The 13096-nt window shown below is 73.0% G+C and carries 12 protein-coding genes; 7 read left to right on the top strand and 5 right to left on the bottom strand.

The annotated features are described in order from the left end of the window. Window positions 1-28: 28 nt before the first annotated feature. Together VGR37_17580 and VGR37_17585 are read right to left on the bottom strand one after the other, a co-directional pair. Window positions 29-301, bottom strand: a complete 273-nt coding sequence (locus VGR37_17580; protein HEV2149217.1) for a DUF4242 domain-containing protein — start codon at window positions 299-301, stop codon at window positions 29-31. A 109-nt stretch (window positions 302-410) separates the two neighbouring features. Then, window positions 411-3008: an AAA family ATPase gene (locus tag VGR37_17585; GenBank protein HEV2149218.1), complete on the bottom strand. Its 2598-nt coding sequence runs from the start codon at window positions 3006-3008 to the stop codon at window positions 411-413. A gap of 215 nt (window positions 3009-3223) precedes the next feature. Here VGR37_17585 and VGR37_17590 point away from each other — a divergent pair, with 215 nt between their 5' ends. After that, entirely contained in the window at window positions 3224-3388 is a 165-nt protein-coding gene (locus tag VGR37_17590) for a hypothetical protein (protein ID HEV2149219.1), read from the top strand. Window positions 3389-3503: 115 nt separating this feature from the next. Here VGR37_17590 and VGR37_17595 read toward each other — a convergent pair whose 3' ends face one another. The 3 genes from VGR37_17595 to VGR37_17605 all read right to left on the bottom strand — a co-directional run bounded on the left by VGR37_17595 (window position 3504) and on the right by VGR37_17605 (window position 7393). After that, window positions 3504-6161, bottom strand: coding sequence for an ABC transporter permease (locus VGR37_17595; GenBank protein ID HEV2149220.1), 2658 nt, complete (start codon window positions 6159-6161; stop codon window positions 3504-3506). Continuing rightward, a complete protein-coding gene (locus VGR37_17600) occupies window positions 6158-6502 on the bottom strand; it encodes a PadR family transcriptional regulator (GenBank protein HEV2149221.1) in 345 nt (114 codons plus the stop codon). The genes VGR37_17595 and VGR37_17600 overlap by 4 nt, the downstream gene beginning before the upstream one ends. A gap of 99 nt (window positions 6503-6601) precedes the next feature. Further along, window positions 6602-7393 (bottom strand): BtpA/SgcQ family protein, encoded by a 792-nt coding sequence (locus VGR37_17605; protein ID HEV2149222.1) that lies wholly within the window; start codon window positions 7391-7393, stop codon window positions 6602-6604. A 155-nt stretch (window positions 7394-7548) separates the two neighbouring features. Here VGR37_17605 and VGR37_17610 point away from each other — a divergent pair, with 155 nt between their 5' ends. The 6 genes from VGR37_17610 (at window position 7549) to VGR37_17635 (ending at window position 12908) form a co-directional block, all read left to right on the top strand. Continuing rightward, window positions 7549-9030: an ATPase domain-containing protein gene (locus tag VGR37_17610; protein ID HEV2149223.1), complete on the top strand. Its 1482-nt coding sequence runs from the start codon at window positions 7549-7551 to the stop codon at window positions 9028-9030. Continuing rightward, entirely contained in the window at window positions 9027-10145 is a 1119-nt protein-coding gene (locus VGR37_17615) for a hybrid sensor histidine kinase/response regulator (GenBank protein ID HEV2149224.1), read from the top strand. The genes VGR37_17610 and VGR37_17615 overlap by 4 nt, the downstream gene beginning before the upstream one ends. 136 nt (window positions 10146-10281) lie before the next feature. After that, window positions 10282-10653: a response regulator gene (locus VGR37_17620; protein ID HEV2149225.1), complete on the top strand. Its 372-nt coding sequence runs from the start codon at window positions 10282-10284 to the stop codon at window positions 10651-10653. A 121-nt stretch (window positions 10654-10774) separates the two neighbouring features. Beyond that, window positions 10775-11359, top strand: coding sequence for a DUF6036 family nucleotidyltransferase (locus tag VGR37_17625; protein ID HEV2149226.1), 585 nt, complete (start codon window positions 10775-10777; stop codon window positions 11357-11359). After that, a complete protein-coding gene (locus VGR37_17630; protein ID HEV2149227.1) occupies window positions 11337-12311 on the top strand; it encodes a hypothetical protein in 975 nt (324 codons plus the stop codon). The genes VGR37_17625 and VGR37_17630 overlap by 23 nt, the downstream gene beginning before the upstream one ends. Window positions 12312-12431: 120 nt before the next feature. After that, window positions 12432-12908 (top strand): hypothetical protein, encoded by a 477-nt coding sequence (locus tag VGR37_17635; GenBank protein HEV2149228.1) that lies wholly within the window; start codon window positions 12432-12434, stop codon window positions 12906-12908. Window positions 12909-13096 lie beyond the last annotated feature (188 nt).

A 13096-nucleotide genomic window follows, 5' to 3' on the forward strand; every position in this document is an offset into this window, starting at 1 on the left:
CCCCGCTCTGCTTCCCGCACCCCCCTGCTCAGCGGTAGAAGTACGGGTCGAGGACCCGGACCTCGGTGATCTGGTTCACGGGGAGCTGGTTCCGCTCCGCGACCTTGCGAATGGCCTCGGGGGTCGGCCCGTCGTAGATGCAGAAGGTCTTGGCCCGGTCGCCGCTCACGTAGGAGTGCACCCAGGTGACGCCCTCCTCCGCGTTGGTGCCGACCACGGACAGGCACGCCTGCGCACCCTCCTCGTTCATGGGGATCACGAGCCCCTCGGGAAAGGTGCGTTCGACCATGTAGCGCGGCATGTGTTCCTCCTCCGGTGGATGGGTCGGGGATCATCAGACGGAGGAAAGCTACCCTCGCGCACGGGGCGCAGGCATCGGGAGGGCTCCCCATTTCCGGGGCGCCGGCTCCCTATTTTGTGAGGGCTCCCTGCTCGCGGGCGAGCGCGGCGGCCTCCCCGCGGGACTGCACCGCGAGCTTCGCGAGGATCGCGGAGACGTGATGGTCCACCGTCTTCGGAGAGATGAACAGGCGGCCGGCGATCTCCCCGTTGGCCAGCCCCTGGGCCAGGAGATCCAGGATCTGCATCTGTCGGCGGGTCAGGCCGAAGGCGTTGCCGCGCGTGGCCGGCCTCGGGCCGCGGGGGATCCGCCGCACGCCGCACGCCCGCAGGCGCTGCCGCACCACGGAAGCGGCCGGCGTGGCGCCCAGGCGCTCGAAGATGGCGAGCGCCGCCCGCAGGTCGGGCTCCTCGTCGCTGTCGCCGAGCGCCATGGCCTGCTCGTACGGGCAGCCGAGCGCCTCCCACGCCGCCGCCGCACGGCCCGGCTCTCCCGCGATGTGCCGCTCGAAGGGCTCGGCGATGCCCTCCGGCGGGGAGGGGAGCGCTCCCGCGCGCCACAGCCAGTAGCAGATCTCCCCGCGCTCCCAGGGGTTGTCCCGCTGCAGGGAGAGCGCATAGGCCTCCTGTGCCTCGGAGGCGGCCCGCGCCGCGTCCCCGGCGAGCCAGGCCGCCTCCGCCCGCGCGGCCGCCACCGGGGCGATCCGCTGCAGCTCGCCTGTGGGGAGCGCCAGCGCGCGGGCCTCGTCCAGGAGCTCCATCGCGCCGGGATCTCCGCGCCGGACCCGGACCCGGGCGAGCACGACGAGGGCGGGGATGCGGGTGACCGGAGACACCCGGGGCTGCGCCAGGATCGAGCTGGCTTCGTCCGCGGCGCGCGTCCACTCCCCCTGCTCCAGGAGGGCGCGGGCAACGTAGGAGCGCAGATAGAAGACCCACGAATCCAGGTCGCGCCGGGTGCAGTACTCGATCCCCTGGTCGAGCAGGGCGTAGAGCACCGCGTAGTCGTGCGCCTCGATCGCGTGGCAGGACAGGTTGCAGAACGCCCGGGCCACGTGCTCCTGGTACTCTCCCTCGAGCGCCAGCCGCAGGCTCTCTTCGAGCTTCCGGCATCCCGCTTCCGGGTCCAGCACCGACTCCGCGGTGCCCACGTTGTTCAGCGCGTGGATCAACACCTCGGTGTCCCCGATACGGCGCCCCAGCTCGATGGCTTTTTCGCCCCACTCCCGCGTGGCGGCGTAGCGCCCGTCCAGCATGGAGAGGTGGGAGAGGTTGCTGTAGGCCATCGCGAGCTCACGGCCCGGGGGGTCCTCCGACTCGAGGATGCGCACGGCCTCACGCGCGTGGTGCTCCGCCTCCGCCTTCCGCCCGGAGAGCCAGTGCAGCCGCGACAGCCAGCGCAGGGAGTCCCCCTCCCGGCAGCGGCGGCCCGCCGCGTTCCAGATGCGGAGCGCGGCGCCGCGGGAGGTGAGCGCCTCCTCGATCTGCTCGGTGAGGTAGCACTCGTAGCCATGCTGCTCCAGCAGCTCCGCGTGCTCCTCCGGCGTGAGCCGGTCCGCGTAGCGGAGCGCGGCGCGCCAGTGGGCGGCCGCCTCGCGGTGCGCGCCGAGCGTCGCCGCTTCCCGTGCCGCCTCCGGCGCGAACCGCAGGACGGCGGCGCCGTCCCCCGCCCGGTCCGCGTGGTGGACGACCTGCGCCATGCCGGCCGCCCCTTCCCCACGCGCCAGCAGGGCCTCCAGGATCCGCCCATGCAGAGCACGGGTCCGTCCCGCCTCCAGGGAGCCCTCCCACGCCTGTCGGGCGAGGTCGTGCCGGAACGACAGGTGCTCGGGGCTCGATTGCAGCATCCCCGCCATGACGCACGACTCGATGGCGTCCGCTGAGGGCGAGGCGACCGCCTCCACCAGCCAGCGCTCGGCCCGGCCCGGAACGACGGCCACGCAGTCGAGCACCTGTCGCGCGGGACACGACAGGCGTATGGCCCGCGCGAGGACCGCGTCCCGGATGGAAGCCGGAACGCCCTCGCCCCCGCTGGCCAGCGCCTCCGTCACGAAGAAGGGGTTGCCGCCCGTGGCGCCGTACAGGGCGTCGGCGGAGCGGTCCGAATCCTGGGCCAGCGCTCGAACCGCCTCCTCCGAGAGGCGGGGGAGGCGGAGGCGGAGCGTGTGCTCGCGCGGCAGGTCGCCCAGCAGCCGCCGGAGCGGGTGGCTGGGCCCGACCTCGTCGTCGCGGAAGGTCAGCACCAGGAGCGCCGGGAGCTGCCGCATCCGCCGGGCGGTGAACTTCAGCAGGTCGAGCGTGGCCTCGTCCGCCCAGTGCACGTCCTCGACGATCGCCACGCTCCCGCTCGACCGCCCGAGCTCGGCCAGAAACGCCGTGAAGAGCCGCTCCCGGTCCGCCCGGTCCTCGAGGAGGCCGCCGAGCGCGCCGCGGGTCTGCCGGGCGATGTCGTGCAGCGGGCCGAGCGGGCGCGGCGTCAGGAGGGCGTCGCACGCGCCCCACAGCACCCGGAAGCGGGGGTCGAGGGATTCCACGAACCGCGTGGCGAGCGCGGTCTTGCCGATCCCCGCCTCGCCGCTCAGCAGGACGACGCGGCCGGCGTTCACCGCCGCTTCGGCGTGCGCGGAGGCGAGCTGCAGGAGGAACGGCTCTCGCTCGAGGATCTTCACTGCGAATTCCGGGGATGGGGTGCCGCGGGGACGGGCGAGCCTGGCGGGCAACCCAAAAGTAGACCCGGGGAACGCAGAGGTCCAGCTTCCTCGCCCGCGGTGCAGGGCAGCGCCCGGCGCGCCGGGTTCGATCGGAATGGCCGGAGACGGGTACAGGAGAGCAGGAGCGGCACCATCCACCAGCAGAGGGGCAGAGAGTGGCAGACGCGACACCCTTGACCGACGCGGAGCGCGCCAAGCTGGAGCAGCGGCGCGACCGGCTCATGAAGCTGATGAAGGAGGGCGACGGCTCGGGAGGCGGCTCCACGCTGGACGCCGACGACCGGGCGGACCTGGCGCAGGAGTGGACCCGGATCGACAACCTCCTGCAGCGCCGGTGAATCGCGGGGCAGCGGTAGCCTCCGCCGTCGGGATCGCTGCAGCAGCCGAAGGGGGCGCCGGACCGGTCCGGCGCCCCCATCGGCGCTCCGGCGGCGAGCGCGTCCGCGCGCCGGTCTATCCTTCCGCCCTCAGCGCATCGGTGGGCTCGACCCGGAGCGCACGCCGCGTGGGAACGATGCAGGCCAGCATGCACACCCCCATCATCAGCGCCATGTACGCCGCCACCATCCCGACCTCCTTCGCCGAGAGCCCGGAGACGACCCGGGTGAGCGCCGTCACGAGGACAGCCCCGGCGGCGAGGCCGACCCCGACCTGCGCGAGCGGCCGCGAGAGGATCGCCGCGGCGACGCGCCACGGATCGGCGCCCAGGGCGACGCGGATCCCGATCTCGCGCGTCCGCCGCGAGACGGTGAACGACATGACCGAGTAGATCCCGGCGAGCGAGAGGAGCAGGGCGATGGAGCTCACCAGGACGAGGAGCTTGAAGAGGAAGTCCAGCTCCAGCCACAGCGTGGACCCGACCTCGTCCAGCGGGAGGACCTCGTGGAGCCGCAGGGCGGGGTCCACCTCGGTGGCGATCGCGCGGAGCCGCGGCGCGAACGACTCCGGGTCTCCCCTCACGTGCACGGCCAGGTGGACCGGGAAGGCCGCGCCCGGCGCGAGGGGGTGGTAGAGGCCCGCACCCTCCGCCGGGTCGTCGGCGATCACGCCCAGGTCCTTCACGACGCCGACGATCTCGTACCCGGCGTCCGGCTCCTCCCCGGACTGCCCCGGCTGCCCCGGACGCCCGCGGCCCGGGTAGCGCACCCGCAGGCCGACCGGGTTCCGGCCTCCCAGCACCCGGTCGACGAAGGACTCGTTCACGATCACCGCGCGGCTGTCGGGCTCCAGGTCGCCGGAGTGGAAGGCGCGGCCCGCGAGGATCGGGGCCCCCAGGACGTCGAAGTAGTCGGCGTCGACCGCGGCCGTGCCCACCCGGTGCCCGCGGACGGGGTCCGGAGCCGCCGCCCCGCCGTCCACCTCGACCCGGCGCGGCGGATGGTGCGTGCGGGGGAGCCGGCTCGCGAAGGTCACACCGGCCACTCCGGGCTCCGCCTCCAGGCGCCGCTCCAGCTCCCGGTAGGGCGGGGCCTCCCCGTCCACCTCGAGCCGCGCGGAAAGGTACTCCTCCGCCGGGAACCCGACCTCCAGCGACCGGATCCCCGCCACGTACTGCCGCGCGAAGAAGGCGGTCGCGGGGAAGGCGACCGTGACCGCCACCTGGGCGACGATCACCGCGGTCCACACTCCCCCCAGGCGGAGGCCGCCGCCGCCCGCGGTCGCCTGCCGGAGGCGCGCGTCCAGGCCGCGGCCGGTCACCTTCAGCGCGGGCACGACGCCCGCCACGACGGCGCCGAGCACCGCGAGCAGCCCGGCGTAGAGCACGGCCGCCGGCGACAGGCTGCCGCTGAACCAGAACGGGAGCCGCCCTCCCGCCTCGGCCTCGGACACGCCCAGCCACCACCTCAGCGTGAACCCCGCGGCGGCGAGGCCGACGACCGCGGCGACACCTCCGAGCACCATCGCCTCGGCGAAGAGCTGCGCGACGATCCGGCCGCGGCTCGCCCCCAGCGCGCTCCGCACGACGATCTCGCTCTCGCGCGTCGCCGCCCGCGCGAACATCAGCAGGGCGACGTTGGCGCAGACCAGGACGAGGAGCATCACCAGGAAGGCGTTGACCGACATGAGCGCCAGGGATTCCAATCCCCGGACCCCCGTGATGGACTGGGCGTACGGGAGGACTTCGGGCCGCAGGTGCTCGTGCGTGTCGGGGAAGGCGGCGGCCGCGCGCCTGCCGAGCGTCGCCAGCTCCGCCTGCGCCTCCCGGAGCGTGGCGCCGGGAGCGAGACGGCCGAAGACCCGGATCTCGGGTCCCTGGCGCGGTCCGGGGTCCAGCGCGCCCGGGCGGAGCGGGACCCAGAGGTCGTGGGCCACCGGGAACGCGAAGCCCTCGGGCATGACGCCGACCACCGTGTGCACCGCGTTGCCGAGGCGGACGTCCCGCCCCACCACGCCGGGGTCGCCCCCGAAGCGCGTCCGCCACACGTCGTGGCCGAGCACGACCACGGGCGGGGCCCCCTCGCGCTCGTCCTCCTCCAGGAGAGGCCGGCCCAGGAGCGCGGGCACCCTCGCCACCCGGAACCCCGAGGCGGTCATCTCGGCCGCGGTGACCGGCTCGGCGGGTCCGTCCCCGGCGATCAGGTTGTGCTCGGCCGTCCGGAAGGCGCCGAGGTGCTCCACCCCCCTCAGCTCCCCGCGCCAGGCGAGGAAGTCGTGCACCGCCCGCGGCTCCACCCGGCTCCCCGCCGCGTCCCAGACCCGGATCCCCACGATGCGGCCGCCTTCGTGCAGCGGAATCGTAGGGCGGACCATCTGGGTCAGGAACTCGAACGTGGCGGCGCCGGTCGCGATCGCGAACGCGATGGCGAGGCCGCCGACCAGCGTCAGCCCCGGGTACCTCCCCAGCATCCGGAAGCCCAGCTTGAAGTCCAGCGACATGCCGGTGGCCCACCCCAGCCCCCGCGCGTCCCGTACCTCTTCCCGGTACTTCTCCACCCCGCCGAACGCGATGGCGGCCCGGCGCCTCGCCTCCTGCCGGTCGAGCCCCTCGCGCACGAGCCGCTCCGTCTCCATCTCCAGGTGGAAGCGCAGCTCCTCGTCCAGCTCGGCCTCGTCGCGGGCGCGGAACGCAAGCGCCCGCAGCCTCTCGCGCGCCTCCGAGAGCCACCTCATGCCGCGCCTCCGCTCCAGCCCAGGACCCAGTTCACCGCCGCCGAGGAGCGCTCCCACTGCGAGCGCTCCCGCGCCAGCTCCCGCTCCCCCGCCGCGGTCAGCATGTAGTACTTCGCCCGCCGGTTGTTCTCGGTGGTCCGCCACTCCGAGGTGATCCACCCCCTGGACTTCATCCGCTGGAGCGCGGGGTAGAGGCTCCCCTGGTTCACCTGGAAGACCTCCCGGGACATCTGCTGGATGCGCTGGCTGATCCCCCACCCGTGCATGGGCTCCAGCGAGAGCGTCTTGAGGACGAGGAGCTCCAGCGTGCCCTGGAGCAGGTCGGACTGGTCGTGCGCCATGATGTCTCCTTTTGGCGGTCTACAGAGGCAAGGTACACGCGTTCCTGTAGACCGTCAATAGGAATGGGACGCAGGTCGAGCCGGGAAGGAGCTCTCTCCCTACACCCCGCAGCGCGCGTGCGCCGCCATGAACCGCTCCACGCGGCGCGGGTCCACCGCCTCGCTCCACCGCCCGTCCACCTTGAACGCCGACCCGACGATGAACCCGTCCGCGCCGGCGTAGTAGCGCTCCAGGTTCTCCGCCGTGATCCCGGAGCCGAGGTACAGCGGGATCCGGCAGCGACCGCGCACCTCGGCAACGTGGTCGCTGGTGGGGCACTCGCCGGTGGCCGAGCCGGTGACGATCACCGCGTCCGCGCGCATGAACTCCGCCGCCGCAGCGGCCTCGCCGATGCCGACGTCCGCGGTCAGCGCGTGCGAGGCGTGCTTCTTCTTCACGTCCGCCCAGACCCGCACCCGCTCCGCCCCGATGTGGCGGCGGAAGCGCAGCAGCGAGGCCGCCGACGACTCGATGATCCCCTCGTCCGCGACGTGCGCGAACGCGAAGCCCTCCACGCGCACGAAGTCGAGCCCCGCCGCGTGCGCCACCGCCAGCGCCTCGTGGTTCGCGCCGGCGAGGATCTGGATCCCGCAGGGGAGCCCGCTCGCCCCCTTCACCGCCAGCGCGAGCACCGTCATGGCCGCGGTGATCTCCGGGCCGACGCCGCCGCGCAGGTACGGCACGTCGTGCATGTTCTCCAGCGCCACGCCGTGCACCCCCGCCTCGCGGTACACGGCGCACTCCGCCACCGCCCGCTCCTCCAGCTCACGCAGCGAGGCTCGGCTCGCCGGGGTTCCGGGGAGCGCGCCCACGTGGACCATGGCGACGACCGGCTTCGGGGAGGAGAACATGGGCGGGTGCGAGAGGGTGGAGGTGGACGGAGAGGCTCGCGCTCTCCAGGCGAGGGTCCCCGGGCCGCCGGGCAACCGTGCCTCGTGCTGCCCGGCACGTTATGTTTCTCCCCTTCGGACCGCCACCCCCCAATCCTGTCCGCGGAGGCGTCGAGTTGAGCCCAGCTACCGAGCGGCGCCCCACGGGCGTGTCCGGCCTCGACGAGGTCCTGCACGGAGGATTGATCCCGGAGCGCGCCTACCTCGTCCGCGGCGGGCCCGGCACGGGGAAGACCACGCTCGGGCTCCACTTCCTGGCGGCCGGGGTGGCGCTGGGGGAGAGCGCGCTCCTCATCACCCTGGAGTCCAGCGAGGCGCAGCTCCGATCCGACGCGGCCGCCCAGGGGCTGGACCTGGCGGGGGTGGCCGTGCTGGACCTGAGCCCCTCGCGCGAGTTCTTCGCCCAGAACCGGAGCTACGACATCTTCTCCCCGGCCGACGTGGAGCGGGACCCCACCACGCAGCTGATCGTCCGGACCATCCAGGAGCTGAAGCCGGCCCGCGTCTTCGTCGACGCCATCACCACCCTGCGCTACCTGGCGCCCGACGCCTTCCAGTTCCGCAAGCAGGCGCTCTCGTTCCTGCGCTACCTGGTGGAGCACGGCGCCACGGTGCTGATGAGCTCCGAGCCGACGGCGAGCGTTCCCGACGACGACCTGCGCTTCATGAGCGACGGGATCGTGGAGCTGGAGGTGGCGCCGGGCCACGGGACCCTCCGGCGGACGCTGGGCGTCACCAAGTTCCGCGGCTCCGACTTCGAGGGCGGGCGCCACGCCCTGCGCCTCACCGGGCGGGGGATGCGGGTGTATCCGCGCCTGGTCCCCGCCACGCACGAGCGGGAGTTCACCACCGATCTGATCCCCTCGGGGCTGCCGGGGCTGGACGAGATGCTCGGCGGCGGGATCGAGCGCGGCACCATCTCCATCTTCAGCGGGCCGAGCGGGGCGGGCAAGACGACGCTGGGGATGCAGTTCATGAAGGAGGCCGCCACGCGCGGCGAGCGCTCCGTGGTCTACGCCTTCGAGGAGCACGCCGACACCCTGCTCCACCGGTGCGACGCCGTCGGCATCCCGGTGCGGGAGATGATCGAGGCGGGCACCCTGTCCGTGGTGCAGGTGGAGCCGCTGCGCTTCTCCCCGGCCGAGTTCGCGCTCCTGGTGCGCCGCGAGGTGGAGGAGCGCGGAGCGCGCATCGTCATGATCGACGGCATCTCGGGCTATCGCCTCACGCTGGCCGGGGACGACCTGGTGACCCACCTCCACGCGCTCGGGCGCTACCTGAAGAACATGGGCGTGACCGTGATCTTCATCAACGAGGTGGAGAGCATCACCGGCGACTTCCGCGCGACCCACATCGGGGTCAGCTTCCTGAGCGACAACCTCCTCTTCCTCCGCTACCTGGAGCTGGACGGAGAGCTCCGCAAGGTGATCGGGGTGCTGAAGAAGCGCCTGGGCGACTTCGAGAAGGCGCTCCGCGAGTTCCAGATCACCGGGAGCGGACTGCGGGTGGGCGCGCCGCTCCAGGGCCTGCGCGGAGTGCTGACCGGCACGCCGGAGTGGGTCGGGGGCGGGCGCCGCGAGGACCGGGACCCCGCGTGAAGCGCATCCTCCTCCTGCTGGACCACCAGGAGAACCAGGGCCTCCTGGCCGCCGAGCTGGGGCGCGAGCACGAGGTGCTCGCCGGCCGGGGAGACGAGGACATCGAGCAGGACTTCGACCTGTGCGTGGTGGACGGGGCGTCGCTGGACCGGCTCTGGGAGCGGGTCCGGCACCGGAAGGAGCGCGAGCGGCCGATCTTTCTGCCCATCCTGCTGGTGACGTCCCGTCCGGGGGTGAAGATGATCACCCGGCACCTGTGGCGCAGCGTGGACGAGCTGATCATCACCCCCATCGAGAAGCCGGAGCTGCGCGCGCGGGTGGAGATCATGCTCCGCGCCCGCTCCCTTTCCCTGGCGCTCCGGCAGCGCGCGGAGGACGCGGAGCAGGCCACCCGCACCCGCGACGAGGTGCTGGCCATCGTGTCGCACGAGCTCCGCAACCCCCTGAACCTCGTCCTGACCAGCGGGGCCTTCCTGCTGGAGACCGCCGCGGGGCTGGAGGCCCGGGAGCGGGAGCAGCTCCAGATGATCGGCCGCGCGGCGGGGCAGATGAACCGCCTGATCCAGGACCTGCTGGAGGTCTCCGGGATGGAGGCGGGGAACGCTTCCGTCGAGCCGCGCCCGGAGCCGGTGGAGCCGCTGGTGCGGGAGGCGTGCAGCCTGCTCGCGCACGCCGCGGCCGTGAAGCCGGTCGCGGTGTCCTGCGAGTTCGGCGCCGGCCTGCCACGCATCCACGCAGACCGCGGCCGCATCCTCCAGGTCTTCGGGAACCTGATCGGCAACGCGCTGAAGTTCACCCCCGGGGGCGGGACGATCCGGGTGCGGGCGGAGCGCGACGGCGACCGGGTGCGCTTCGCGGTCTCCGACACCGGGCCCGGGATCGCCGAGGGCGACCTGCCGCACGTGTTCGACCGCTTCTGGCAGGCGCGGCGCGCGCGTGCGGGTGGGGCGGGGCTCGGGCTGGCGATCGCGCGCGGGATCGTCGCCGCGCACGGTGGGGAGATGTGGGTGGAGAGCGAGGAGGGCCGGGGGAGCACCTTCCTCTTCACGCTGCCCGTGGACGATGGGACCGGACCCGACGCAGCCGCGAACGGCGGGGGACCCACGCCTGCCTGAGCCGGACCGCCGCGGCCTCCCCGCGGCCCGACGAGCCGGCGGAGTGGCAGCCGGCTAGAAAACCGTTGTCCTCCGGGCTCCGGACCGCCATCCTTCGGAGCCCGCCCTCGCCTCCCCGCCCGCCCCCGGAAGCCACATGGACCGGAAGACGATCCTCGTCGTCGACGACTCGGAAAGCATCTGCAGCGCGCTCACCTGCGTCCTGGAGCTCGCGGGGCACACGCCCCTCACCGCCGGCGACGGCGCGGAGGGGGTGCGGAAGGCGCGCCAGCACCGGCCGGACGTGATCCTGCTGGACATCATGATGCCGGTGCTGGACGGGTGGGGGGCGATCCGGGAGCTGAAGGCCAGCCCCGAGACCGCCACCATCCCCGTCCTGGCGCTCACCGCGCTACGCCTCTCCCAGGCGGAGGTGGACGGGGCGGGGTTCGCCGGCTACCTGTCCAAGCCGATCCCCTCGCACCGGCTCCTGGAGGAGATCGAGCGGGCGTGCACCCCCGCGCGCTGAGCCGCGCCGCCGTCCTCTCCCTCTCCGTTGCGACGGGCTCCTCTCGCCGCACATCTTGTAGCCGGAACCGCTGAAGATTATTTTCCGCTAGTTGGAAGATAATCTTCAGCACGGATTCCCCGTGACCGAACCGGTTCTACCGATCGAAGAGGCGCTCCGGGCCGTCGGAGACATCCTCCGCGCCAGCGGGGAGAGAGTCTCCATCGTGGTGGTAGGCGGTGCCACGATGAACCTGCTCGGGATCGTCCGCCGCAGCACCCGCGACATCGATGTGATCGCCCGCGCCTGGCGAGACGCACAGGGCGACCTTCACCTGACGCACGCGGAGCCGTTTCCGGAGAGTCTTCGGCGTGCGATCCGGACCGTCGCCCGGGACCTCGGCCTTCCCGAGAATTGGATGAACGCGGAGGTTGGATCGCAGTGGGTGCATGGGCTCCCTCCGTGGATCCTCGATGAGATCACCTGGCGCGCCTATGCGAGCCTCGACGTGGGCCTGGTGGGCCGGCGCACGCTGATCGCGCTCAAGCTCTTCGCGAGTGTGGACAGTGGCCCCGGCAGCGTTCACGTGCAGGACCTGCTCGCCCTGGCACCCACCGACGCCGAGCTCGAAGAGTCCGCGAGCTGGGTATCCACACAGGACGCGTACGACGGCTTCTCCTCCATGATCTCCCAGGTGGCCGAGCATGTCCGCCGAAACCGTCCGTAGCATTGGCATTCTGGCGGCTGATACCGCCGTGGAGGCGGCCTGGGCGCAATGGGGCGCGCTCACGGCGGCCGCGGTGCCGGTAGGCCGCCTGCGGATCTGGACGATCATCGATCCGGAGGCGCTGCTCCTGCTCTCGCTGGCCGTCCGCGACCGTGAGCGGCGCCTGAACGACCTCCTCGCGGGGTGGGCCAGGGCAGGATCGTCGCTTCTCAGTGTCCAGCGTCTCCGCACCCTGGCGAAGGAGTTCCCGCCCCCGGTGCGCGAGCAGGTCGGCGACTTCGCGCGCCATGCCGCGGACGCCGGTGACCGGCGCTGGCGTAAGCATGCCGCCGGTCCCGATGAGGACGGCAGCCCCGAACCCCGCCGAAAGGATACCGGTCCGCTCCGGCTCGTCGAGGGCCCCACCCTCATGCTCCGGCTGCGCGCCGGGTTCGGCGTGGGAGCCAAGGCGGACCTGCTGGCGTTTCTTCTCGGCCTGGGAGGCGCGGCGGCCGAGCTGAAGGCGATCACTGTCGCGACCGGCTACTCCGGCCGCGCCATGCGGACCGCCGCGGAGGAGATGGCGCTCGCGCGCTTCATCCACGAGATCCAGGGCCCGCCCAGCGCCTATCGCGCGGATCCCGCGGCGTGGGAACGGGTCCTGGAGACCCACCAGCTGGACCCACGGCCCGAATCGCACCCGGGCATTCCTCCCTGGAGGTTCTGGTCGGTCGCCTTCGCCTTCCTCGCGGACGTCGTCCGGTGGGCGGAGGAGGCAGAGGGGGAAGAGTGGTCGGGGTACTATGCCAGCAGCCGCGCCCGGGACCTCATGGAGGTGCACCGACGCCGGCTGCGCTATCTTCAGCTGCACCTGGCAGCGGGGGACTGGGCCCGCGGCGCGGCCTACCTCGACCCCTTCCGGGACATCGTCGAGCGGGTCTCCACATGGGTGCGCGAGTCCCTGTACGAGTAAGAGCGCTGCAGGCGCGCGGGTGAGCTGTCCATCGACTTTCTCGCGCCGCGTGACCTCCGGGCCCGCCCCGGCGTCTCCCGACGAAGGCCGTTCGCCGCCCCCGCCACCCGTGAGGTCCACATGCCCAGATCCGTCCACCTTCTCCGGCTCGCCGCTGCGCTGGCCTGCGGCCTCGTGGCCGCCTGCGACGGCGGCCCCGGCGCGCCCGTGCAGCCGCCGCTCACCGGGACGTACGTCCTGCAGACGGTCAACGGCAGGGCGCTCCCGCACACCCTCTCGTCCGATGCCACCGAGCGGTACCTGCTCCTGGCGGAGACCATCGCGTTCGACGCCTCCGGCAGCGCGGCGCGGGAGCGCACCATCCGCGAGGTCCGGTCCGACGCCCGGCGCAACACCACGTACACCACCCTCATAGAGGCGGAGTACCGCCTGGCCGGGACGCGCATCGAGGTCGGCTGGTTCCGTCCGTGCCCGCCGAACGCGAACTGTATCGGCAACGACGTCGGACAGGTGGGGACGCACCGCCTGGTCCTGGAAAGCAACCTGTACGCCACCGGCCCCGCCGGCCCACCGACCCTGGTCTACTCACACCGGTAGGTACCGCCCCGAACCCCTTCGCTCCATGCCACGCCCGATCGAGCAGCCCTCCATGGCCGGACGGCGCCCCGTGAGGCGCCGCCTCCCGCTCGTGGTCCTCCTCCTGGCGGCCGCCGGGTGCGCCGCCCCCCGGGCCGGCGGACCGGGTGCGCCCGCCCCGTGCCCCGTGGAGGTCGCCGGGGCGGAGG

It is taken from the genome of Longimicrobiaceae bacterium (assembly GCA_035936415.1).
In the GTDB taxonomy this organism is placed as follows: domain Bacteria; phylum Gemmatimonadota; class Gemmatimonadetes; order Longimicrobiales; family Longimicrobiaceae; genus JAFAYN01.

What these genes read in the sequence shown, in the direction of transcription:
- VGR37_17630 (HEV2149227.1), top strand. Translation starts at nt 11,337, where the DNA reads ATGTCCGCCGAAACCGTCCGTAGCATTGGCATTCTGGCGGCTGATACC.
- VGR37_17620 (HEV2149225.1), top strand. Translation starts at nt 10,282, where the DNA reads ATGGACCGGAAGACGATCCTCGTCGTCGACGACTCGGAAAGCATCTGC.
- VGR37_17595 (HEV2149220.1), bottom strand. Translation starts at nt 6,161, where the DNA reads ATGAGGTGGCTCTCGGAGGCGCGCGAGAGGCTGCGGGCGCTTGCGTTC.
- VGR37_17580 (HEV2149217.1), bottom strand. Translation starts at nt 301, where the DNA reads ATGCCGCGCTACATGGTCGAACGCACCTTTCCCGAGGGGCTCGTGATC.
- VGR37_17600 (HEV2149221.1), bottom strand. Translation starts at nt 6,502, where the DNA reads ATGGCGCACGACCAGTCCGACCTGCTCCAGGGCACGCTGGAGCTCCTC.
- VGR37_17635 (HEV2149228.1), top strand. Translation starts at nt 12,432, where the DNA reads ATGCCCAGATCCGTCCACCTTCTCCGGCTCGCCGCTGCGCTGGCCTGC.
- VGR37_17605 (HEV2149222.1), bottom strand. Translation starts at nt 7,393, where the DNA reads ATGTTCTCCTCCCCGAAGCCGGTCGTCGCCATGGTCCACGTGGGCGCG.